The organism is Pseudomonas cavernicola (genome assembly GCF_003596405.1).
Taxonomy (GTDB): Bacteria; Pseudomonadota; Gammaproteobacteria; order Pseudomonadales; family Pseudomonadaceae; genus Aquipseudomonas; species Aquipseudomonas cavernicola.
In genome coordinates, this window is the sequence record NZ_QYUR01000002.1 from 1310620 (window position 1) to 1330916 (window position 20297).

Sequence of the window (20297 nt, forward strand, 5' to 3'; positions counted from 1 at the left end):
AGAACAAGGACGCCCATGAAAGACCTGAACGAGCACAAGAAAATTGCAGTGCTGATTGACGCCGATAACGCACAGCACTCGAAGATAAAGGCAATAATCAGCGAAATATCTGTTCATGGGCACATTGTAATAAAAAGAGCATACGGGGATTGGTCAAAAGACAATTTGAAAGGATGGAAAACATCTTTAAACGAGCTGGCCATACAACCAATTCAGCAATTTGCATACACCACGGGCAAGAACTCTACAGACGCCTCAATGATTATTGACGCAATGGATCTGCTGTACTCGAACAAGTTTGATGCCTTTGTTCTAGTATCAAGTGATAGCGATTTTACAAAATTAGCATCCAGGCTTAGAGAGGCGGAGATAGTCGTTTATGGTGTCGGGGAAAAGAAGACTCCCATTTCTTTTCGAAACGCTTGTGACGACTTCATTTATACGGAGAATATCGGCGTAGAAATAGCTGAAGAAGCACAAGAACAGCAAAGAACTAAGGACTACAGCAACGCTGAAGACCTTGTACCTGCTCTAACTAAAGCCTGGGAACGTTATCAAGACGATGAAGGGTGGGCAAACGTTGCACCTGCCGGAAGTTTTGTTAAACGCGCCATGCCAGACTTTGATCCTCGATCATATAACGCCAGCAAATTTCCAGACATAATTTCACGCCTTACCAGTCATTTCGAAATGAAGAAATTCAAGGGTAAAGGCACAGTTAATATCGTTGCATACAAACCTCTTACAGACGCTTAACAACTGGTTCAAACCGTTCGCTTCGCTCACTGGGACGGGCTAAAGCCCGCCCCTTAACCAAGCGTTAGATTTCCTGGAGCCCCACTCATGGCCGACATACCGAGATCCGAACTGCGCGAAGTACTGCGAGCACTTTCGAACGACGTCGAGCTGTACTTTGCCACCGCTGCTATTGCGCTTCAGCAAGAGGCTGAGTCTCCCTTCCTCTCCAGTTACGAATCGGCCAATCATTACTGGGATCTACTGCCCAAGGAGTTGCAGTCAACTGCAAACACCCTCATCGACCGACTCCTTCCACCTTGCGCGGCACTCGCTGATCTGGCGCGTTCCTCCCCCCTCACCGGATCGGAAGACCTACAAGACGTCAAAATTGCTACGAAGGCAATGCGGGCCGTGCTAAGGCTTCGTCGGTACAGCTATCGTGAACCGGATGCCATACACGATGAAGGCACCGTTCTCGGGTTCCGCCCAGCCGAGCAGTTCGAGAACCAAGGCCTTTCGCCCAAGGCGGCTGAAAGCGAGTTCTTCGAGCACATGTCAACACTCGGAGCAGTCCTTAAGCTTGTTGAAGCCGCCGTGTCGGCCAGTCCAGAAGCCTCTTCGAGCGCCGCAAGCGAGCCGGCAAAGTACCGGACAGGCACCGCCTTCATAATGATGTGGATGGATCCGCAGCATCCCGAACTCACCGATGTCGCCGATGCGGTTAGGTCGGTCTTTCGATCGTTTGGAGTACGAGCAGTACGCGCGGACGATATCGAGCACGAGGGCCTCATCACCGAGCGTGTATTGAACGAAATTCGAACGTCGGAGTTCCTCTTCGCCGACCTGACAGGCATGCGACCGAACGTCTACTACGAAATCGGCTACGCACACGCACTCGGGAAGCGAGTAATTCTCTTCCGCAAGTCCGGCACAGGTTTGCACTTCGATCTGGCCGGGTATAACTGCCCTGAATATGAGAACCTGCGCGATCTTCGAGAGAAGCTGAGCAAACGGCTAGTCAACGTAACCAATCGGAATCCATCCGAGAGCACGGAAATCTAACATGTCGTTCAACAGGACGTCGCCGCCTGTTAACTCAAACGTTAGGTCGCAGAGGGAACATGCACCAGATCAAGTCCAATTTATACCCTTGCGCTCATTGCTCTGGCGTGGGTACCTGCAAAAATGGCATCAATGAGTCTTCTTGCGCTGTTTGTGTAAAAGAATATGAACTAAAAGGCAAAGAATTCGCAGGGCTTCCATGTGGTGTTTGCGGTGGTATCGGGCAAGCAGAACCTCGGACTGAGCGCATCAATAAACGAATGCCTGCCATATTAGGCTTTATGGTTGTTTTCCTTTTAATGTTTGGCGTATTCCTCAGTGCGGCTTTGAAAAGTCCATACTTCAGCGAGGTGTTAGCCTTCTCTGGCACACTCATTGGTACAGTTTTGGGTTTCTATTATTCAGACCGCAGCAAGGCAACCTAACTAGTGGTTCAAATCGTTCGCTACGCTCACTGGGACTGGCTAAAGCCAGCCCCTTAACCAAACGTTATACCCTTACCATCAGGAACTGCGCATGGAATTCAGTGAGCTGACCGTTGACGTAGAATCCGCAATTGCAGCAGCTTACGACTCTAAATTGTCTACCAAAGAGCAAAAGAAACTTATATAAGGGGAAAGCTCAGGGGTGAAAACGCGCTCATCCAGCCAATTGAAGCAGCGATTATTGTTATGCGCCCGGCGAAAGGACAACGACACACGGCAATGGTAACTATCGAGGTTCTTACTTCTAAGCTCGACACTTTCAGAAGTCTCAGCGAAGAGCGCAAGAATTGGGTCGACGAAGCTTTGGCACGCGTCAAAGAGGAAGACTACCACCCTAAATGGTCTGGATTCATACGTTTGTCGGAGCTATCTGTATGAATACTCATGCGATTACATTTTCATCAATTGGGGTTATACATCCGACGAATACGCCATCCTCACCCAATTTCAAACTACCATCATGGCCACCTCCCGCGGACTTTCCAGTAGTGGTAGACCAAGATGGGAACGTGATCAGCAGGATATCTGATCACATTTGGAATATAAGTATCTGGGCAGGGAAATCGCTTCATCTAAATTTTGGAGACGGCCCTCAACGCCGCTCATCGGATCCAGTAATTAGTAAAGAGAATGCGGATATTCTAAGGCTCGTTTCCGCATTTTGGCTTTGGGGCCCTAAACCCTCAATATCAGCCGACTCTCTCAAGGCCAGATTCACGAGCATATTTAACGTGTTTCGTTTTTGCAGCAGCCGGAATATTGTTGCGACTCAGCTTTCAGAGTCTTCGGCAATCGACGAGTTACACACGAGCTTTACAACAGCAGCGGGCGAAAAAGCACTAGTACTTCTTCATGATTTATTTGAACAGAGCAAAGCATTGCAATTTGTGATTCTCAATAAAGAATGCCTGCGTAGGTTTGCTGTCGCGCTCCCTGAACACCAGGTTAAACAAACTGCCTACATACCCCCCCGTATTTGGTCGTACCAAGTAACACGGCTAAAAGAGCTAATCGACGACTATCTCAACCATGAGGAAAATATTAAAAATTGCTACATGGATTGCTTAGCCCAGTACCTCAACAAGAAATCTAAATACACTTCACCCTTTGGTGGGTATAAGCCCGCCGAAAAATTTCAGGATGTCACCGACCGGTATGGAATTTCTCATTTACTCTACAAATGGATACTTCCCCCCGGAAACAATCTCCACGACCGGGGCCGTGGGTTAATCGCTTTTTCATCCTTTTTAACACTCACCAGCCGATCAGCATTAAATTACACCCTTAACTTTTCCTTGATGAGAATTGACGAGGGATGGAACCTTCGAAGTGACTGTTTCAGCAAAGAAGTTGATCCACACTTTGGCCACTTCTGCCTTTTACGTGGCGAAACGACAAAAACCATTCAAGACTCTGACGCAAATTGGATCACTTCCCCGTCGGTGGAGCTAGCTGTAAATGTCATGGCCTCGATAGCCAAACTTCGCATGGCCGCCGCCAAAGCTCGTAATATCAAACTCCCACAGGACCATTTCGATAATCCGTACCTGATTACAAGAAGCTTTGAGCCCTGGAGCAACCACAGACCCAAGAAACACGTCGATTTCCAACCGTCATATGCGTCATACGACGGGATACTAGATACATATCCAAAACTTTTTGATAAGGACATATTAACTATCACGCCAGAAGATTTGCAGATTGCAAAAATCATCACCCCATCTCTAGACCTTAGCACACACAATGTGGGAGCACCGTGGAGGTTTTCATGGCATCAGCTTAGAAGAACAGGTGCAGTCAACATGCAAGCTTCTGGGCTTGTTTCAGACTCGTCAGCTCAATATCAACTGAAGCACAGTACACGCTTTCAAACATTGTATTATGGACAAGGTTATTCACACGTACGCTTAAATGAGAGCGCACGAGTCGAATACCTCACCGCCATGTATAGATTCATTGGCAGAGAGGTTTCGAAACTTCTATCTAATCAATTTGTTAGCCCTTACGGTGAAAACCATAAAAGCGAACTTCTTAAGCTGGTATCTAACTCTGACGACCAGAAACTGACGGCCGCAGCCAAAAATGGCCAAGTGAGTTGGCATCCAATCCTTCTGGGAGCCTGTTGCTACAAAGGAGTATGTGCTCACGGTGGTATTGACAACATTATTAGGTGTGGCGGCGGCGACGGGCAACCGCCGTGTGCGCACACTTTATATGACAAAGAGAAAAGGCCAGAAATTATAGAGCTCCAAAATGAGGTCAGCTCCAGCCTGAAGTCTGCCGAGCCAGGATCACCCTTTTACCAATCTTTGCAAGCTCAATACAAAGCAGCGGAGAATGCTCTAAATGTCATCGCCAAAAGTAAATAACTCATCCCTGAGCAAAGCCGAGCTTAACTTTCGTGATGCTTTCATGCGGCTATGCGCAGGTAAGCCCAGAGTAATTCCAAAAGGGTCGCCTGTTTCTCAGAATAATGTAGCTCGTGAGTCCGGGGCAGACCCATCAGCGCTGAGAAAGTCACGGTACCCCCTTCTAATTAATGAAATTCAGAGATGGATCAGGGACAATGATGTTAATAATGGATCGCCCTCCGCTAGGCAGATCAAGAAAAAACATCAAGATCACACTCGATCTTTGAGAAAAAAAATTGACGATCTTCGAACCCAGCGCGACCTTGCCGCCTCCCTCTTGGTGGAGGCTGACGCAAAGATTCTCGAACTGACCCAAGAGCTGCTATACCTTCAATCAGTTTTAGAGTCGAATGGAATTACACAACCAAAAACTTTCTAACAAACGCTTGTCGTGGCGATGCCCTTCGTTCATGTTTGGCCAGGCGATTTGGCGTCCCCTTGGAACGGTGCTCATTTTAGGCCGTTCAGATTTCCTGATCTTATGGTCTCCCTCGGCCTCGTATGACGAGTATAAGCGAGTCTTTCCGACTGAAGGGCAGCCTGTAGCAAAGACCGAAATAAAGGAGGGCATCCCGCTCTCTATTCGCCTTCCGAACGGTGGCCCTAATGCTACGATCGACCTGCCTAGCTTCGTCGACTACTGGTGCCGTAAAGGCATTCTCAGCATGCCGATCAGTCAGCGCGCTAAGCCTTTCAAGGATTTTGAGCCTCGTGAACGCTTCTCCGTAGAGGCCTTGGTACGGGTGAGCTTCATATCGGAGTCGTACCGCAACACGATGCAGGTGACTACGGAGGTAGCGCAGGAACTGATCGCCACTGGACTCTTTAAACTGGTCAAGTTCGACAGCGCTCGGATGAAAGATGGGTACCCCTTCGTGCGCTCTGAGGCCTTGGTCAAGGAAGAACATGCGGTCCTGGACATCGAGAAGTACTCGCGAGCGGTCAAGTGTTTGGAGATCGTAGAGGATGTTGCGGTCCAGTACGTGAAGGAGCATAAGCCCTCCAAGCCCATCTCCGACAACTGGCACTATCGGATCCCCGGCTAACGGAAGGCCGTTCCGAGCAGATCCCCGCCAGCCGAAGGCTGCCGGGGATTTTTCCGTATGAAGTCAAGACCTCAGGCCAGGAGCAGCGGCTCAGTCACCAACAACTAAGACGCCAGTAAATCCGGATCGTCGTTGCGCGTGTAGTTCACCCGGGTGCTCACCCGATGTCCCATAAAGCCATCACGAGCGCTGGCGATAGCCGCACTGACCTCCTGAGGTGAACAACTTTCGGATAGCCACGGATCAAACTGGTGAGGCGCGAGGTCATTGTTCCAGCGTTCGCCACCACATGCGTACCTAGTCACTCCATACTTTTGGCATGCGTTAGCGTTCCGCCCTCTCCCAGCCTGAAAATGGCTATTCCGCCTTAACCGGCCATAATTGGTCCAACCGGGTTGTATAACTCTGGCTGATCATCTCCCTCCGCATCCCCCAGTCCGGCTCTTCCGGCACACCTCCCGGCCGTAGCGTCCCCCTACCCCATCTCGCATTGATAGCATCCATCACACCCATCACCCGCTCCGACGCCTCCGGCTGCGTCACGGCAAACAGGTCGTCGGTGAACTCGCCGCGCTGGCGCAGATCAAGCAGCAGCAACTCGGCCTTACTGAACGCAAAACCCTCCCGGTAGATCAGCTCCAGCCCATCGGCGGCCGCCTTGCTTATCAGGCGGGTATCGTCAGTTGGGTATGGCAGCTCGACCACCACACCCTTGGCGAATTTCGGTTCGTCTGGATTGAACATGCCGGTACGGATGCTGACCCGCACCCGCTTGCACATCGATTGCTGCGCGCGGAGCTTCTCGCAGGCGCGCGCTGCATAGGTCGCCACTGCTTCCCGAATTGGCGGCAGCTCACGCAACCGCTTGCCGAACATCCGGCTACAACAGATCTCCTGCTTAGGCGGCGTTGCCTCTTCCAGTTCAAGACAAGGCGTGCCGCGTAGTTCGCGAGCGGTCTTCTCCACCACCACGCTGAACTTCTGCCGCAGGGTCCAGGCGTCGGCCTGGGCGAGATCCAATGCGGTGCGGATGTTCATCTCGGCCAGGTGCTCGGTCATACGCCGGCCAATGCCCCAGACCTCGCTGACATCGGTGACCTTCAGCACTTTGTCGCGCCGATCCGGATCGCGCAGATCCACCACCCCTCCGGTCTGTCGCTGCCAGCGCTTGGCAGAATGGTTCGCGAGCTTGGCCAAGGTCTTGGTTGTGGCGATGCCAACGCCGACCGGGATGCCCGTCCAGCGCAACACCCGCGCGCGCATTGCACGACCCAACGCCTCCATATCACCAGGCATGCCCGTCAGGTCGGCGAACGCTTCATCGATGCTGTACACCTCGATAGCAGGCACCATACCTTCGAGCGTTGTCATCACGCGCTGGCTCATGTCGCCATAGAGGGCGTAGTTGCTGGAGAACGCCAGAATGCCGTGGCGCCGAAGTTTGTCGCGGATCTGGAAATATGGCTCGCCCATCTTGATGCCCAGCAGCTTGGCCTCGGCCGAACGGGCTATCACGCAGCCGTCGTTGTTCGACAGCACCACGATGGGGGTATGCGCCAGGTCTGGCCGGAACACTCGTTCGCAGCTCGCGTAGAACGAATTGCAGTCGACGAGCGCCAGTACCTGTTCAGCCATGGTGGCGATGGCGCCGGATGCTGTCGGTCACCACTCCCCAGATACGCAGCTCATCCCCTTCCAGGATGTAGCGCGGCGCATACGCCGGATTTTCGGCATGCAGGATGATCTGCCGGCCATGCCGGTGGAAACGCTTCACTAGCGCCTCGTTATTTAGCGCAGCGATGACGATGTCACCTGAGACCACTTCCAGCGAACGATCGACCACCAGCCAGTCGCGGTCAAAAATACCGACACCGATCATGCTGTCGCCGACCGCCTGGGCGATGTACATGTGTGGCGCGCGCAGGTTGAGCAATTCATCCAGGGAGATTTCGGCCTCGATGTGGTCAGCCGCTGGCGAGGGAAACCCAGCGGAGACCAATGAGGAGTACAGCGGCAGAGCCTGCCCGCCTAGCGCGAGCGGCCCGAGGATGGTACAGGACATGATTCACCCGAACAGAACTGTATATACATACAGTATCCGATAAAATCCACAGCCTACAATAGAGCCAGACAGACGGAATGAGGTATCAGTCATGTGCGGACGTTTCGCCCAGTACCAGGGCATGGCCGACTACCTGCGGGAATTGGACAGCGAGCAGGACGTGATCAGCGGGTACGACAACGTGCCGATCGATCATTACAACGTGCCGCCGACTACGAAGGTTCAGTTGCTGCACGCCGAAGGCGGCGGGCTGACAATCGCCGCTGTGAAGTGGGGATGGGCGCCGCATTGGGCGCAGGGGAGGATGCCGCCACCGATCAACGCTCGGGTCGAAACGGTGGCCAGCGGAAAGTTTTTTAAGCAGATTTGGCCGCACCGCGCGTTGGTCGCTGCAGACGGCTGGTATGAGTGGGTCAAGGATGAGGCGGACCCGAAGCGCAAACAGCCGTACTTTATTCGGCTGCGAGAGGGCGGCGCGATGTTCTTCGCCGCGATCGGCCAGATCCCGCACGAAGGTGAGCTGCGCGAGGGCGATGGATTCGTGATCATCACCGCCGACAGCCAGGGCGGCATGGTCGACATCCATGATCGGCGACCAGTGGTATTGGAGCCAAGCCTGGCGCGAGAGTGGATCGACCCGGATACCACTCTCGCCCGCGCCGAAGAGATCGTGCTGATCTGCGGCCGACCGACCGAAGACTTCGAATGGTATGCAGTCGATAAAGCGGTAGGTAATGTCCGCAATCAAGGTGACGCGTTGATTCATCCCTTGGGCGATAGCGAATCATAGCTACCTCAAGACATCTGCCGATTTTGCCTAAGCGGTAAAATGGAACGGCTGCAATTGGCCGAACTCGGCCAGTTTTAGGATGTCGTAATTGACTCAAATGGATACATTTTTCTCCATCTTGGAGACTCGCCACGAACCGTCTTCCTGCTGCTCGAAATTCAGTTCCTCTCCGATGCTCCAGCCTGACTCTGCCATGAATTCATCTGGAAGAATGAGCATCAAGTCACCGCTGCCATCGCCAGCATCCTGACAAGTAACCAACCATGAGCGTGATTCCACGATGATCTTCCTCAGCAAAATACCTTTTCATCCAGGCGGATAATATTTTAGCAGCCACTCTGATCTTAAACGTTTCCGTTGTTCCCCGGATCATGGCTGAGGAGACTGTTCAAGGCGGGTCGTTCTCTTGATGGGAAGAAGTTGGCCGTTTTTGACCTCATGTGACTGATCGTATAAGCCCTCTGGACAGTTCCAGTAGCTTGCCTACATTCGTATATCCGGCCTGTGTTGGGCGCTACCGCCGGGGCCACTCTGTAGCCGAGAAGGCTGCTTGTCCTGTGTCATTTCTTCCCTTTTGAAATAGCCTCTATCCGCGACCACTGAGAGCTCTTCCGTGCTCATGGCCTCTCGAGCTTTCTTGGCCATGGAACTCAACTGGTCTCGATCAATCCCGTCGTTCGTGACCTCGTGCGCCACGATCAGGTGGTGCTGCGCGTCGACCGCCGTCTGGACGTTGTAGCCGACCATTCCGGTTCCACGCGTTTTCATCGAGCGGGCATCGTTGGCTTTCAAGGTCGCGATTTTTTCGTGCAGCGTTCGGCTTTGGCCTGCGCGACTGCGGGTTCCTGGCGGACTGCGATATCGAGCGCCGTCAGGTAACGGTTGATGCTGGACTCAATCTCCGCCATTCGCCGCTGGAGCTTGTTGCCTGAGTCGGTGAGAGATTGTGATGAATCGTTATTCTTCAGAGGAGTTGTGGGTCAGGTTCGCAATAGTCTCCCTTCGAATTTTGTTCAAGAGGTCGTCCAGAGAGAGGCCGGGCTCTTTAAGTAGAAATCCGGTGGCGAGAATACTCATGGGGTGTACACCCATCACCGTTGCGATCTTTTCTATTTTCTCAAGCGAAGGGCTCTTCAAACCGCGCTCAATACTGCTGATGTAGCTCTGGCTGGCTCCCACCCCCTCCTGGGGCAGTTCTTTGCGTTCCCTCATTCGCCTGATGGCTTCACCAAATGCTTGTTTCAGTTCCATTTGCCGATCTCGCAAAAGGAACGATGAAGCCTTTCGTGCCTGAAAAGCGCTATGCTCTATTGAGCATGATTGCTGAAGCGAAACCATTTACCGAACACCGGAGCGTCGATCTGGCCCCTGGTCGGCTTGTTCGGTGAGTTTTGGCATCGGTTCGCCGTTACTTCCACGTCATAGATTGATGCTTTTGATTCAAGGAGCGCGAATGTCCGACATGCCTCTGGCTGCTAAGGCGCCAATACGTAGGGATCGCAACGGTATCCAAGTGATTGCGCGCGCAGCGGAGATACTTCGTGCATTGGAGGGTGCCGTGGACGGGGTGGGTGTCGGCGAACTCGCGAGCCGCGTGAAGCTGTCCCGGACCACAGTTGATCGAATCGTGGCCGCGCTCTCGAAAGAGGAGCTTCTGATACCCGCAGCGAGAAAAGCTAGTGTGAAACTGGGCCCTGCTCTGATTCGTTTGGGGACTTCGGCCCAGATCTCTGTAGATCAGGTCGCGAAGCCCGTAATGGAGGCGCTCTCGCTCGCTCTGAATGAAACCGTGGAGCTATCCATCTTAGGTAATGGTACGGCCGTGGTTATTCAGCAAATTACGGCGGCTCATCGCCTTCAGGCGGTGTCGGCGGTTGGAGAGAGCTTTCCGTTGCATTGCTCCGCCAGCGGCAAAGCCCTGTTGGCACTGCTCAATGCAGATCAGCTTGTGCGCCATTTGAAACATGCGCTCACTGAGCGGCTCTTCGACAACGCGCAGTTAGAGACGGAGTTGGAGCAAGTCAGGCAGGAACAGGTTGCTTGGGACTTTGAAGAGCATCAGATCGGGGTGTGCGCCTTGGCTACTGCGTTTCTCGATCTGCAAGGGTATGCATACGCACTTTCGATACCAGTGCCGACAGCGCGCTTCAGGGAGAAGATGTTGGAGCTTTCACCTCCATTACTAGCTGCACGCGAGAGTCTGCTGCGCTTGGTAAGCGGTCGCGCACGCACATAGTCATTTCGGCGTGGATACTTGCGGGGAAGGCGGTCTCGCGTGTCGCCGCGAGCTATTCACGGCACGAAATAAGTGACGCTAGTTGAGATCGACCAGAAAACCTCGCGGCAGAGGGATGAATACATGACGATGCCCGATGAGCGTACTAGATCCGTTATCCAGACACGGGAGTTCCTGGTGGAACTGAGCCGGGACTCGACTCTGCCAGAATCTGTGCGGGGCGAGGCACGGAGACTTCTGCGTCACTTTCCTTCAAAGGATGATCTAATTTTGGCGGGTAGGCTCGAAGAGCAACACCCATTTGGACCGGTGTTCAGTTCAACAATCGACGGGTGACAGATGCCCGCAAATCTGTTGCCCGAGCTTTTGCGGGCTGTCTTCTCTGTTGGCCCTGTTAGGGGGTTACTGAATCGCCCCGGGTTTTCTAGACACTTTCCAAGCTCAATAAATGTCGCTTCTCAAACTCTACCGGTGACAGCTGATTGTTGAAACCGTGCCGGCGTTTTGGGTTGTACATCTCGATGTAATCGAACACATCACTGCGAGCATCCTGTCTTGTGCTGTAGGTCTTGCGCTTGATCCGTTCCCGCTTCAGCAGCTGGAAGAAGCTTTCCGCCACCGCGTTGTCATGACAGTTACCTCGGCGACTCATGCTGCCGATTAAGTTGTTGGCTCTTAGAAAACTCTGCCAATCGGTGCTGCTGTACTGACTGCCCTGGTCTGAGTGGATCATCACTTCCTGCTTCGGCTTGCGTCGCCACACCGCCATCAGCAACGCATCAATCGCCAGGTCGCTCGTCATCTGTGGCTTCATTGACCAGCCGATAACCTGCCGTGAAAACAGGTCGAGCACCACTGCCAAATACAACCAGCCTTCATAGGTGCGGATGTAGGTGATGTCCGTGACCCAGACCTTGTTGGGCTCTGTGACGTTGAAGCGGCGCTCCAAACGATTCGGTGAAGCCACTGGCGGCTTGCCACCATAGCGGCCTGGGCGACGCCGATAACCCGTCTGCGAACGCAGTCCCTCCAGGCGCATCAGTCGGGCAACCCGATGTCTGCCGCACGGTTCACCGATCTCACGCAGGTCGTCATGGATTTTGCGGTAACCATAGACGCCGCCGCTCTCCAGCCAGGAGTGTTTAATCAGGCCGAGCAGCCGCTGATCATCCTTGGCTCGCGCTGACTTCGGCTCTGCCAGCCAGGCGTAGTAACCGCTGGCATGCACTTTCAAGGTCAAGCAAAGACGCCGAACCGAATAATCCACTGACAGCTGATTGATGAAGGCGTACTTCAGCCGCACTCCTTGGCAAAGTACGCGGCGGCCTTTTTTAGGATGTCTCGCTCTTCGGTCACGCGCTTGAGTTCAGCGCGCAGGCGACGCAGTTCAGCTTGCTGATCGTCCTCATGCGTTCGCTGTTTCTGAGGCTTGCTGTAGCGCTTGATCCAGGCATACAGGCTGTGCACGGACATGCCTAATCGAGCCGCTACCTCGGCGACGGGCAGGCCTCGTTCGGTCACTTGCTTGACCGCTTCGATCTTGAATTCTTCGGGATAACGCTGGTTGCTCATGGCACCTCCTAATGGGCCTTAGTTTAAGGCTTGGAGGTGTCTACGAAACTAGGGGCGATTCATACCGTCTCCATTTCGTGACCTTTCTCTGTCGCGCCCTCGAAGAGGATTATCCGGTGCTTTCGGGTTCTCGCAGGATTCGTTCCCAGTCTCGGGCCGCCAACATAGTGCACGCCCGGGGTGCGCCGCCAAAACAGCGCCGAGAGACGATCTCCATGTCTGCTTCGGTGCGATACCTGATGGGTTGGCCATCTTGGTCGAGTAGTACACCGGCTGCACCGCGCAGCAGCGCATGCCCCGCGACCACATCGTGTGCCGAAAGAGGGAAGATCGACACGGCGCTGACCCCGTCGCCGGCGGCGACCCTTGCTAGGCGGTAGGCGATGCTCGGCATCGCCACGAAGACGCCGGGTGCGCATAGTTCGGCGTTGAGCCGTGGCTTGGAAGCGGCGGCCGCACTGACCATTACCGGGCTGCCCATCGTGAGGTCTTGCTGGCTGAGATCTACCATGATTTCCTGGTCGTTGCGCAGCAGATGGGGCATTCCTTCTGCCCAGGCGATGCAGTCAGCACCTCGATCCTCTGTCACTGGTGCGAACACCACTCCGAGAATCGGAACGGAATCTTGTAGCAGACCAACCGAAATTGCGGAGCCTTTCAGGCCCCGAAGGAAATCACTGGTTCCGTCATTTGGATCGACTACCCAGCACAGCTGATGACCGGTGAGGCTATGACCGGTTTCCTCGCCCCAGAAGTCGCACTCCAGCAGTTGTAAGAGGTCCCTGCGCAAAACCGCTTCGATCTCGACGTCTATCTCAGCCTTGTCGCCTTGGCCACGCGGACCAGTGGGTCGCTGCCATTCGGCGATAAGCAACTGTCCAGCTGCCCTAACCCTCTCAATGGCCAAAATGAGTAGCTTGGAAAGGTCGATCGAGTGCATGAGCTGCGCCTTGTTTCCCAATGTAAGTAGTGTGGCGGAATACCGCGTCTGGGCGCTACCGCTCTTCTAGCAGGGACTGAAGACCAGATGGGTATTGGTGCAAGTCATGACCCGCGTTGACGTCGCAACACATCCGTAGAAAAGCGGATGCCAAGTACTGCGATCGCTGTATGGCGCGTTATTAGTCAATCTGTGCCTAACATTCTCCCATTGACCGCCCTACTATCGTCTGCTCCGTCTAGGTGCGTACGATGAACGAGATTCCCGGCAACATCGATTTTTCAGGTTTGACGGCCCGTCGGCTTGGGCCGAATGACCGTGAAATAATTTGTGTGCAACGCGAAACAATGTTCCTTGAGGCGGGAGGAGATCCATCGGAGTTGCGGGTGATGACTGAACATTTCCGGCCTTGGTTGCACCAGCGCCTACACGATGGCCGCTACTACGGTTTCGCGCTGATCGACACAGAGCAGCCTGTTGCAGCGATAGGTCTGATGAATATCGACTGGCCACCTCACCCGTCCCATCCGACCTTAGACCAGCGCGGTTATGTACTGAATGTTTTCGTCGAACCCGCCTACCGGCGCCGGGGCCTGGCTTCAGCCCTGATGAAGTTGGCTGAAGCCGAGTTAGCCAAACGCGGAATGAGTTTCGCCGTGCTACACGCGACCAAGGCCGGCAAGCCGGTGTATGAAGGATTGGGTTGGGCGGCTACCTCTGAGATGGCGAAAACCGTTTCGTGACTTGACTGCCTATCTCAGGAGCTTGGTCGCCGCTTCCAGCCGTTGATGAAAGGCTGCTTTGGGTCGACTCCGGCCTGTCGCAAAAGGCAGAAATCAACCAAAATTTTCCGGAGGTGAATGTAGGACGCAAACCTAGACGTGATGCTGGCTCTTTGATAGCTTCCAGATTGGCGCATAGTCCTATGCAAATGGTCAGGAACCGACTGGAAAATCAAGGAAAGAATACTTGAGCAGGCTAATAGTTGAATTTTTAAACGATAGCTTGTTGTTTGACATAACGCTTATCCGAGAAAGCTATCGTGACGTACCGAATGTACGCTTAGTTCAAGAACTGCTCTTGTACCGTGAGCACTGCACAAAGAATTTGCACGCATTAACCCTGGAAATAAAGAAAGAGCCGGAGATTTTAAGTTGCCTCGGCAGCCCAGACATGGGGAAAATAGAGTGCCTGAAGCGCTCAGCCTTGTACCTGGAGCAGATAGTTTTAGCTTGCCCAATCTTCCCGTTTTCTGAGCCTGAACATCAGTTCTCGAACACCATGTCGGAGTACATGGGTCTTGATAAAAGCAGCGAGATCGATAAAGAAAAATTGGCGCGCGCGGTGAAATATGTACTAGATCGGCGGCCGATGATTGCAGGAGGATTCGTTAAATTCTACCCTGTTAGCTACCACACAGAATTATCTATTGAAATCCCAATAACATATTCTGAGTCTGGGTATGCCGACCTGTTGCCAGAAACGATTCTTGAACTGTACCAGCGCAGAAGCGAGGCTCTATCACTAAAGAAAACCCGAAAAGGGCTTCTTGTAGAGGAAGATCTTTATCCTTGCCGCTCTATCTTTGTGCGATTCAAAGGATTAAGAGAGGCCTATGTATATAACTTGCTGCAGCAGAAGGTAATTGAGAGTCACGATGAAACAAGAGTGATGACCGTTGCCATGCATGAGCCAGCTTATCCGCCAACTACTCATGAATTTGAGCACTGGGTCTCGGAGTCAGTAAATCGATCCGCCCTTGCACATTTTAAAAGTCTCACGCAGGAACTAGGTCTGGCGAATCGCCTGGGCTCGGTTTATTCAACATCTTCAAATCTCAATAATGAGATTCTAAGAGCCCCAGTTTTAAATTCTCAGCAGGGCATAAGAGAGCACACGCTGGACTGCGTTCTCAGGATGAACCTTCCCTACATGGATAAAATTAGTGCAGAGGATCTTATGTCGCTTCGCCTAAATGACGGGGAGGAGTTTAAGAGTTTCAGGGTGGAGCTTGAAAAACAGTTCAGAGAGCTCAGGAGTGAAACCGATCCATCTACGATAAAAAAGAGAATCGAAGATGTGGAGCACGAACTTACTGTTGTCCAAGTCAGAAGCGTACAAGAAAAAATAAAGTCCGTAAGAAAATCTGCGCTGGCTGATGTTGGAGTAGCGGTATCTGGTGTGGCGGCTGGCTTTGCTACGTCTGGATTTTCCGTGCTGGGGGCGCTCGCAGGCTTGCTGCATGGATGCAAAACCTACATAGACTATCAAGAGAAGGTTAAAGGTAATCCTTGTTACTTCCTGTGGAACCTAAAAAAACATCAGAAGCCAACTAGTCCCGTCAGCAGTAAAAGAAAACAGATCCTGAGTCAGGCTGGCCGGATATCTAACGTCAAGCCAACAGATGTTTCTGCATTTATTACTCCAAAACAGAGCTAGCGCTATAAGGCAGACGTCCACTCCTGGCCTCATGACCGGCGGCTTCGGGTCGTTAAAGGCGCACGCAGCACGTTCCTATGAGCGAAGCGACCGGACTCGGGAATTCAGCTAGCTTTGATTGACTTGAGCTTTCTATAAATTTGAAACTATCTGGCCCCTTGGCTTGAGCCAACAGCGAGACACACATGCATATTGAAGACCTGAAATTTCAAAATATTACCCAAAAGTACCTGAAACCCTATGCAAAGAGGTCTCCTACAGAGACGATGCAATTTCTCAAGTGGATTCTTGAGAACATCTTCCGGCTGGATGCTCAAGATGCTGACGATGCATGTGTCGACCAAAAGCAAGACAAGGGTGTCGACGCTTTAGTCATCAACGACACATTAGAAACCATTTTTATCTTTCAGTCGAAGTTTAAAAATTCCGACAAAGCCACACTTGGCGACACGGATCTTAAAGAATTTACGGGAACCCTCGCTCAATTCAAAAACCCAGAAGGCATCGACGTACTTCTCGCTGGGAAAGCCCACGAGGGGCTAAAAGCGACTATTCGCCGGATAAACCTGAAAGAAAAGATCGAAGCTGGATATGCTATTGAAGGTGTCTTTTGCACAAACGTCAGCCTCAACGGCGAGGGTATAGATTACCTCAAAAATGTTGTCGATATTACTGTCTACGATTCAAACAGAATAGTCGCCGATTTTGTTGACCTTGATGCAGATGCAGGCGTTGATGACACATTTGAGTTAAACACGTCGGACACCGAGGTAATTGACTACCAGACTGCAGACGGCGTTACTGCGAAAATCTTTCTAGCAAACGCACTGCAATTAACCCACATGAAAGGTATTTCCGATAGCAGACTATTCAGCAGGAATGTCAGATACTCTCTTGGCAACACCAAGGTGAATAAAAGCTTGATTTCTAGTATTAGAGACAAGAAAGAGCATAAGAATTTCCCACTCTACCATAACGGCATAACTATACTTTGCGATCACATGAACGCCCCCAGCGGAGACAAGTTAGAAATCTCGCGCTATATGGTTGTCAATGGGGCGCAGAGCTTAACTTCCCTACTCAACGCAAAAGCTAGTATTTCCGCCGATCTAAAAATATTAGTAAAAATCATTGCGCTTGGTGGCGATGAAGAGCTAACCGACAAGATCACACAAAACAGCAACAACCAGAATGCGATCAAAGCCCGTGATATGCGTTCCAATCACGGCATTCAGCAACGACTTAAGAAGGAGATTTCACTAGTTAAATACGGAAGTTACGAGTTGCAGGTCAAGCAAGGCGAAGCAACCGTAAAAGGTGTTACGACAATATCCAATGAAAAAGCTGGACTCGCCTTGCTAGCTTTAGACTTAGGAGACCCGTGGAGCTGCCACCAAAAATATAAGGTAATGGATGACTCTTACTCCAAGATTTTTGGAAGATCCGATGTCACCGGCGCTAAGATAATTGCCTTTCATTCAGCGCTGGAGGCGATTACTGATTCACTTGACTCATTCGATGATAAATTATTTGGCTACTACACACTGACCACTTACTTCCTTGGATACGTCGTTTCTGAGATCATTAAGGATGACAAGGTGGGCAAGCAAGTCTTTAACAATATTAAGCAGGTCGTTGAAAAAGGGAAGCTCCAAGAATTTCTAGACGTGTTTACGTCTCTCGCGAGCACCACGGTCGCGGATCTCAATGCTGAAATCGAAGAACTCCGCGAAAACGAAGATGGATTCGACTACAAACGCGATCTCAAAAGTCCCAAATGGTGCCGAACCATGTGCGGAAAGCTCAAAGCGTCTTACAACAAAGACGTCAAACGAAAAAAGGCAGAACCGGTTTCCGCTCTGCTAGCAAACATTTTATAAGTCCGAAGCGTATCCCATCTCCTGACAGAGGTGGGTTTTGCAGAATTGCGTGTGTAGCATTACTGCACTGAGGGGAAACGGGAGCTGATAGGTTTTTTCGAGTGCCCGCTTCTGGCCGGTTGTTGCCTCTCGCAACCGGCTAAAGTCGACCCATCGAGGGCGTTACGTCCAAGTAATCATCAACTTGCATCAAAAGTCTCACGCTCTTGGTCGGCGGCCTGACTCCGCCCGACCATGAAATCGGCGCTCACGCTATCACCATCAAACCAACCATCCCAAGACTCACCCGCAGGAGTGATAACGAGAGAGCGGCCTATGGCTACCACGTCAACCCGTTTCACGTGGTCAGGTAAGGCTACCGCCTTGGGCAGGCGGATAGCCTGACACCGATTGCTTTTGAATACCGAGCCTTGCTTCATGATTACCTCCCTATTCGGGCGCTAGCCCAAGGATGCCACAGGATCGAAGCTAGCGACTGCTGACTGCCCGCTCTTGGGCCGATTTCTGCGACTCACAAACATGATGGTCAGATCGGGTGCAAATAGGTGGTCAGAATGAATGCAAATGCATGGTCAAGTCATGCAACTTCGCACTGCCGGTGTGGATACTTTTTGGTCTACCCTTCCCTTTCCAGTCTTGCTTGAGGATTGCGCCATGTGCGGGCGCCTTTCCCAGTACCATGGGCTGCATGAATTCGCCGCGGTGCTGAACACCAGCCCGGAAGAAGCCACCCGGTTCAGTGATCAGCCTATAGGCAGGTACAACGTCGCGCCCTCCACTCAGGTGGCACTATTCCACCAGGATGACGACGGCCTGCATGCCGAGCCAGTTGTCTGGGGCTGGGCGCCGCACTGGGCCACAGGCAAGGCACCCGCGATTAATGCCCGGGTGGAGACGGTGTCAACCGGCAACTATTTCCGCAGCATTTGGAAGACCGGGCGTGCCCTGGTGCCGGCCGATGGCTGGTACGAGTGGAAGACCAGCCCAGACAACCCCAAGCTCAAGCAGCCCTACTTCATTCGCCTACAGGGTGACCAGCCGTTGTTCTTCGCGTCCCTTGGCCAGTTTCCTCGAGGTGGCGCTGAGGCGCGCAAGGGTGACGGCTTTGTGATCCTTACCGGTGCCGCCGATGCCGGATTGACCGAAGTCCACGACCGCAAGCCACTGGTTCTGCTGCCGGAACTGGCCAGGGCCTGGGTAGACCCAGCCACCTCTCTGGCGGAAGCCGAGGACATTGCCCGCTATCACGTGGCGCTAGCTGACGCTTTCGAGTGGTTCCCGGTCAGCAAGGAAGTCGGCAACGTACGCAACGACTATCCGGGCGTGATCGAAGTCCGACAAGCGCGGGCTTTGTGTTTTCCGGCGATGAGCTCTACCAGAAGGCGCTGCATGCAGTGGTGACAGAACAACGCGCGACTGTCGGCTGGCTCCAGGGCGTCCTGGCGGTGACTGAGGAGCAGGCCGGCGTGTTGCTTGACCTTCTGGAAGACCAGGGCGTCGTCGGGCCCGCCAATGACCTAGGCGGCCGCTCCGTTCTCTGGGCAACGGAATAAAAGGCCCTCTTATCCCCAACTTCGACCATCTGGAGTATCGCCCCGAACGCCAGCACGTACTGTCCCGGCGACTGATCAGGTCCTGGAACGAGAACCGCCAGGCGTTGCGCGGTCCGCGCGCGGGCGAGACAAACCCGGCTACGATCAGGGAGCGGATGGTGCTGCGGGCAGGCGAAGCAGCTTCTCGACGTCACGCACGCCGTATTGGTGCATATGCGCCTACTTCGCCCGCTTGGCCGGCTCGGCTTCTTCCGCTTGCTTGGGCGGCATCGCCGGTTTGGTCTCGGCCGGCGCCCTGCGTGCGGACGCACCTTTTTTCTCGAGGCTGGCGCGCAATGCTTCCATGAGGTCGATGATCTGGGCTCCGCCCTTGGGCTCCTCGGCCATGGTGATCTCATGGCCGTCGACCTTTTTCTGCACTGCCGCTTCGATGCGCGCACCCACCTCGTCCGTGTAGGCGCTCGGGTCGAAGGTGTCGGAGGCCTGCTGCTCGATCAGCAGCTGCGCGAGCTTGAGCTCGGCGTCCTTTACTTCGGTCTTGGGGATGTCGATGTCCTTGATCGAACGAACCTCCTCGGCATAGAGCAGCTGCTGCATGACCAGGCCGTCCTCAACCGGCCGGATCATCACGATGTACTGCTTGCCGTGTGCCGCCCAGCGCCCAAGCGCGCAGCGCTTGGATTCGCGCAGCGCCCGTGTGAAAAGCGCATAGGCCTTGGCGCCGCCCTTGTCGGGGGCAAGGTAGTAGGCCTTGTCGAAGTACACCGGGTCGATCGTTTCGATCGGTACGAATTCGGTAATGTCGGCGCTGTGCGTGCCGGCTTCCTCGAGCGTCTTCAATTCTTCCGGCTCGAACATCACGTACTGGTCCTTGGCGAACTCGTAGCCCTTGACCATGTCCTCGCGCGCGACCGGGATGTCTTCCTTCGCGCAGAGGTACTGTTGCTTCAGGCGCGACCCGCAGCCCTTGTGCAGGAGGTTGAAGGAAATCGTGTGGCTCGCCTCGGTGGCCGAATACAGCTTCACCGGGATGGACACGAGACCAAACGAAACGGTCAGCGATGCAATCGAACGTGCGGTCAT

General features: G+C 53.2%; 21 protein-coding genes and 1 pseudogene. 13 read left to right on the plus strand and 9 right to left on the minus strand.

The genetic code is table 11. From position 1 onward, the window contains the following. Positions 1-15: 15 nt before the first annotated feature. From D3879_RS06430 to D3879_RS06445, 5 genes are all read left to right on the plus strand, one after another. A complete protein-coding gene (locus D3879_RS06430; RefSeq protein ID WP_119953235.1) occupies positions 16-756 on the plus strand; it encodes an NYN domain-containing protein in 741 nt (246 codons plus the stop codon). A gap of 87 nt (positions 757-843) precedes the next feature. Further along, a complete protein-coding gene (locus D3879_RS06435) occupies positions 844-1800 on the plus strand; it encodes a TIR domain-containing protein (protein WP_119953236.1) in 957 nt (318 codons plus the stop codon). Between the two features lie 59 nt (positions 1801-1859). Beyond that, on the plus strand, positions 1860-2225 hold the full coding sequence (locus D3879_RS06440) for a molecular chaperone DnaJ (RefSeq protein ID WP_119953237.1): 366 nt from the start codon (positions 1860-1862) through the stop codon (positions 2223-2225). A 434-nt stretch (positions 2226-2659) separates the two neighbouring features. Further along, positions 2660-4654: a hypothetical protein gene (locus D3879_RS26905; protein WP_147411104.1), complete on the plus strand. Its 1995-nt coding sequence runs from the start codon at positions 2660-2662 to the stop codon at positions 4652-4654. 392 nt (positions 4655-5046) lie between these two features. Next, positions 5047-5742 carry a hypothetical protein gene (locus tag D3879_RS06445; protein ID WP_147411106.1) on the plus strand — a complete coding sequence of 232 codons (696 nt, stop codon included), beginning with the start codon at positions 5047-5049 and terminating at the stop codon, positions 5740-5742. Positions 5743-6099: 357 nt separating this feature from the next. On the opposite strand, the gene umuC is transcribed toward D3879_RS06445, so the two are convergent. Next, the gene (gene umuC / locus D3879_RS06450) at positions 6100-7377 is read right to left on the minus strand and encodes a translesion error-prone DNA polymerase V subunit UmuC (protein WP_119953239.1); all 1278 of its coding nucleotides are present in this window, start codon (positions 7375-7377) and stop codon (positions 6100-6102) included. Then, positions 7370-7804 carry a LexA family protein gene (locus D3879_RS06455; protein ID WP_119953240.1) on the minus strand — a complete coding sequence of 145 codons (435 nt, stop codon included), beginning with the start codon at positions 7802-7804 and terminating at the stop codon, positions 7370-7372. Before D3879_RS06455 ends, umuC begins: the two co-directional genes overlap by 8 nt. A gap of 91 nt (positions 7805-7895) precedes the next feature. On the opposite strand from D3879_RS06455, the gene D3879_RS06460 reads away from it, so the two are divergent. Beyond that, a complete protein-coding gene (locus D3879_RS06460) occupies positions 7896-8594 on the plus strand; it encodes an SOS response-associated peptidase family protein (RefSeq protein WP_119953241.1) in 699 nt (232 codons plus the stop codon). A 93-nt stretch (positions 8595-8687) separates the two neighbouring features. Here the strand turns inward: D3879_RS06460 and D3879_RS06465 are convergent, their stop codons facing one another. The 3 genes and pseudogenes from D3879_RS06465 to D3879_RS06475 all read right to left on the minus strand — a co-directional run bounded on the left by D3879_RS06465 (position 8688) and on the right by D3879_RS06475 (position 9845). Then, positions 8688-8873, minus strand: coding sequence for an AbrB/MazE/SpoVT family DNA-binding domain-containing protein (locus D3879_RS06465; RefSeq protein WP_238474212.1), 186 nt, complete (start codon positions 8871-8873; stop codon positions 8688-8690). A 282-nt stretch (positions 8874-9155) separates the two neighbouring features. Next, a pseudogene (locus D3879_RS06470) lies at positions 9156-9517 on the minus strand (transposase); the annotation flags it as partial. Between the two features lie 34 nt (positions 9518-9551). Next, positions 9552-9845, minus strand: a complete 294-nt coding sequence (locus tag D3879_RS06475; RefSeq protein WP_119953242.1) for a helix-turn-helix domain-containing protein — start codon at positions 9843-9845, stop codon at positions 9552-9554. Between the two features lie 202 nt (positions 9846-10047). On the opposite strand from D3879_RS06475, the gene D3879_RS06480 reads away from it, so the two are divergent. Both D3879_RS06480 and D3879_RS26910 read left to right on the plus strand, forming a co-directional pair. Continuing rightward, positions 10048-10830: an IclR family transcriptional regulator gene (locus D3879_RS06480; protein ID WP_158592068.1), complete on the plus strand. Its 783-nt coding sequence runs from the start codon at positions 10048-10050 to the stop codon at positions 10828-10830. A 129-nt stretch (positions 10831-10959) separates the two neighbouring features. Further along, complete coding sequence (locus D3879_RS26910) at positions 10960-11166, plus strand: BPSL0761 family protein (RefSeq protein WP_338014877.1); 207 nt, start codon at positions 10960-10962, stop codon at positions 11164-11166. Between the two features lie 88 nt (positions 11167-11254). Here the strand turns inward: D3879_RS26910 and D3879_RS06490 are convergent. Both D3879_RS06490 and D3879_RS06495 read right to left on the minus strand, forming a co-directional pair. After that, positions 11255-12402 (minus strand): IS3 family transposase gene (locus tag D3879_RS06490; protein WP_119953244.1). Its coding sequence is split into 2 segments (ribosomal slippage): positions 11255-12159 and positions 12159-12402, totalling 1149 coding nucleotides; the frame shifts between segments, so codons are not numbered across the junction. A 109-nt stretch (positions 12403-12511) separates the two neighbouring features. After that, positions 12512-13342 carry an inositol monophosphatase family protein gene (locus D3879_RS06495; protein WP_177412376.1) on the minus strand — a complete coding sequence of 277 codons (831 nt, stop codon included), beginning with the start codon at positions 13340-13342 and terminating at the stop codon, positions 12512-12514. Between the two features lie 251 nt (positions 13343-13593). On the opposite strand from D3879_RS06495, the gene D3879_RS06500 reads away from it, so the two are divergent. From D3879_RS06500 to D3879_RS06510, 3 genes are all read left to right on the plus strand, one after another. Then, positions 13594-14085, plus strand: coding sequence for a GNAT family N-acetyltransferase (locus D3879_RS06500; RefSeq protein ID WP_119953245.1), 492 nt, complete (start codon positions 13594-13596; stop codon positions 14083-14085). Positions 14086-14311: 226 nt separating this feature from the next. Further along, positions 14312-15781, plus strand: coding sequence for an LYR motif-containing protein (locus D3879_RS06505; protein ID WP_119953246.1), 1470 nt, complete (start codon positions 14312-14314; stop codon positions 15779-15781). A gap of 185 nt (positions 15782-15966) precedes the next feature. Beyond that, positions 15967-17661, plus strand: coding sequence for an AIPR family protein (locus D3879_RS06510; RefSeq protein WP_119953247.1), 1695 nt, complete (start codon positions 15967-15969; stop codon positions 17659-17661). 179 nt (positions 17662-17840) lie between these two features. Here the strand turns inward: D3879_RS06510 and vapB are convergent, their stop codons facing one another. Beyond that, the gene (vapB, locus tag D3879_RS06515) at positions 17841-18080 is read right to left on the minus strand and encodes a type II toxin-antitoxin system VapB family antitoxin (protein ID WP_119953248.1); all 240 of its coding nucleotides are present in this window, start codon (positions 18078-18080) and stop codon (positions 17841-17843) included. A gap of 235 nt (positions 18081-18315) precedes the next feature. Between vapB and D3879_RS06520 the strand changes: the two genes are divergently transcribed. Together D3879_RS06520 and D3879_RS27785 are read left to right on the plus strand one after the other, a co-directional pair. Then, positions 18316-19062 carry an SOS response-associated peptidase family protein gene (locus tag D3879_RS06520; RefSeq protein ID WP_119953249.1) on the plus strand — a complete coding sequence of 249 codons (747 nt, stop codon included), beginning with the start codon at positions 18316-18318 and terminating at the stop codon, positions 19060-19062. Then, on the plus strand, positions 19059-19214 hold the full coding sequence (locus tag D3879_RS27785) for a DNA translocase FtsK (protein WP_420800919.1): 156 nt from the start codon (positions 19059-19061) through the stop codon (positions 19212-19214). The genes D3879_RS06520 and D3879_RS27785 overlap by 4 nt, the downstream gene beginning before the upstream one ends. Before the next feature lie 219 nt (positions 19215-19433). Here D3879_RS27785 and ku read toward each other — a convergent pair whose 3' ends face one another. Beyond that, entirely contained in the window at positions 19434-20297 is an 864-nt protein-coding gene (gene ku / locus D3879_RS06530) for a non-homologous end joining protein Ku (RefSeq protein WP_119953251.1), read from the minus strand.

What these genes read in the sequence shown, in the direction of transcription:
- D3879_RS06495 (WP_177412376.1), bottom strand. Translation starts at nt 13,342, where the DNA reads ATGCACTCGATCGACCTTTCCAAGCTACTCATTTTGGCCATTGAGAGG.
- D3879_RS06480 (WP_158592068.1), top strand. Translation starts at nt 10,048, where the DNA reads ATGTCCGACATGCCTCTGGCTGCTAAGGCGCCAATACGTAGGGATCGC.
- D3879_RS06435 (WP_119953236.1), top strand. Translation starts at nt 844, where the DNA reads ATGGCCGACATACCGAGATCCGAACTGCGCGAAGTACTGCGAGCACTT.
- D3879_RS26905 (WP_147411104.1), top strand. Translation starts at nt 2,660, where the DNA reads ATGAATACTCATGCGATTACATTTTCATCAATTGGGGTTATACATCCG.
- D3879_RS06520 (WP_119953249.1), top strand. Translation starts at nt 18,316, where the DNA reads ATGTGCGGGCGCCTTTCCCAGTACCATGGGCTGCATGAATTCGCCGCG.
- D3879_RS26910 (WP_338014877.1), top strand. Translation starts at nt 10,960, where the DNA reads ATGCCCGATGAGCGTACTAGATCCGTTATCCAGACACGGGAGTTCCTG.
- umuC (WP_119953239.1), bottom strand. Translation starts at nt 7,377, where the DNA reads ATGGCTGAACAGGTACTGGCGCTCGTCGACTGCAATTCGTTCTACGCG.
- D3879_RS06455 (WP_119953240.1), bottom strand. Translation starts at nt 7,804, where the DNA reads ATGTCCTGTACCATCCTCGGGCCGCTCGCGCTAGGCGGGCAGGCTCTG.
- D3879_RS06445 (WP_147411106.1), top strand. Translation starts at nt 5,047, where the DNA reads ATGGAATTACACAACCAAAAACTTTCTAACAAACGCTTGTCGTGGCGA.
- D3879_RS06510 (WP_119953247.1), top strand. Translation starts at nt 15,967, where the DNA reads ATGCATATTGAAGACCTGAAATTTCAAAATATTACCCAAAAGTACCTG.
- vapB (WP_119953248.1), bottom strand. Translation starts at nt 18,080, where the DNA reads ATGAAGCAAGGCTCGGTATTCAAAAGCAATCGGTGTCAGGCTATCCGC.
- D3879_RS06500 (WP_119953245.1), top strand. Translation starts at nt 13,594, where the DNA reads ATGAACGAGATTCCCGGCAACATCGATTTTTCAGGTTTGACGGCCCGT.
- ku (WP_119953251.1), bottom strand. Translation starts at nt 20,297, where the DNA reads ATGACCGCACGTTCGATTGCATCGCTGACCGTTTCGTTTGGTCTCGTG.
- D3879_RS06440 (WP_119953237.1), top strand. Translation starts at nt 1,860, where the DNA reads ATGCACCAGATCAAGTCCAATTTATACCCTTGCGCTCATTGCTCTGGC.
- D3879_RS06430 (WP_119953235.1), top strand. Translation starts at nt 16, where the DNA reads ATGAAAGACCTGAACGAGCACAAGAAAATTGCAGTGCTGATTGACGCC.
- D3879_RS06460 (WP_119953241.1), top strand. Translation starts at nt 7,896, where the DNA reads ATGTGCGGACGTTTCGCCCAGTACCAGGGCATGGCCGACTACCTGCGG.
- D3879_RS06475 (WP_119953242.1), bottom strand. Translation starts at nt 9,845, where the DNA reads ATGGAACTGAAACAAGCATTTGGTGAAGCCATCAGGCGAATGAGGGAA.